Below are 1,543 nucleotides of genomic sequence, written 5' to 3' on the forward strand. Positions count from 1 at the left end.
CACTAGCGTTGCATAAAAAACTATTCATCCTGTCAACTTGGAGAATTAAACATGTTATGTTAATAGATTAAAATAAAGTAACAATTTACCAAAGGTTTAGTTCGTGTTGGATAAAAAAAGACAACCGGTTTTAATCGAGTAGTCCTTCATCCACTTTTTTACACTTGTGTAATGAAATTAAAAAATTGGGTCATAAGTTAAATCATCTAAATGTGATGTCTCTTGCGACTCGTATTGCGCCAAGGTTTCCATAAATATATGTTCATGATCCAATCGCCTTCGCCCTTTTGAGGAGCGTTTTGGTTTCTCAAAAAGTTTTTTTAGTAACTCCGGAAGACTTTTTGACCAGAAATCACCGATCCAATTGAACATTTCCCACAAGGTGCCTTGAAAACCTACTTTGCTTTTCATTAAAAGCGTTAAACAAAACGTGATCATCGCGATATAAATTTGATTAAACACCGCATTAGCACTCTTTCCGTAACATTTTTTTAGAACTAAATGTTGTTTACACCATTTGAAAAACAGTTCAATTTGCCAACGAGACCGGTAAAGATCACTTATTTCTTTCGCGCTTCTTTTAGCATCATTGCACACAATCGAAATTTTATTGCCTTCACTGTCTAGTGTTTCAACTAAATAAAGCGGATGTTTCATCTTACCGATTTTTACGATCGCATAACGAATAATATCCGAATCAGTATCTACAGGTAGTTCCTCAATTACGTGCACAATGGTGTTCGATTTGATCCGAGTGACAAAGTGAATCCCAGCTGCACAGTAAGAGTCAAACTTGTCAAAATCGAAATAACCACGATCGAACACATGAAGCGCATCTTGATCCAGTACAATTAACGCATCTAACTGTGTCGAGTCGGCTGGCCTGGCAGGCGTGATGATTACTTCGTTCGGATAGGATATCCCGTCTGAGAAAATAATGGATGTATGTATTTTCACGCCAGCTTTTGTCTTGCGGAAATCAGCCCATTGATATTGACTTAGACACATTGAAATCGTTGACGAATCGATTAAATGAATTTTCCCAAGCGCCTTATCGGCCTTATGAGGACCGATTTCTTGATGCAACTTTTGGATTAGATGATGCATGATTTCTTGAAAAATTTCGGGCGGTACGTCACGAAGTTTCCGACTGAGTTGCGATTTACTGATACTCTCTATGCCAACCGTTTTTTGGACAGTCTTCTTACGTTTTACTTTTTCACTAATACGTCCAAGACTTGATAAGTTTTTTAATTGTGCGTAGATGAAAAGTTTAACAAACGTAAGCGAATCAAGTTTTTTAACGTACTTATCGACTTGTGCTAGGTCAATCTTTTTTTGTATGGCTTTCATATCAAGTGGATGAATGTATTCTCTAAATACATTTTTTATGGTATTATTGTCCATGTATTCTCCTTGTAGTTAGGGATTTGGACAAGAACTACCCTCATCCCTAATTATAAGGGTTTTTTTATATAGTTGATAGTTTTTATTTCCATAAAAGTAATAAAATGAATGACCTATTTTATTTGACATTTTGATT

Annotated in this window: 1 protein-coding gene; it reads right to left on the reverse strand. The window is 35.8% G+C overall.

Annotated features, from left to right (window positions below; translation table 11 throughout):
- Positions 1-177 precede the first annotated feature (177 nt).
- Positions 178-1,407, reverse strand: coding sequence for an IS4 family transposase (locus tag B371_RS0100435; RefSeq protein WP_019412391.1), 1,230 nt, complete (start codon positions 1,405-1,407; stop codon positions 178-180).
- Positions 1,408-1,543 lie beyond the last annotated feature (136 nt).

This window comes from Paenisporosarcina sp. TG20 (assembly GCF_000286315.1).
GTDB lineage: Bacteria > Bacillota > Bacilli > Bacillales_A > Planococcaceae > Paenisporosarcina.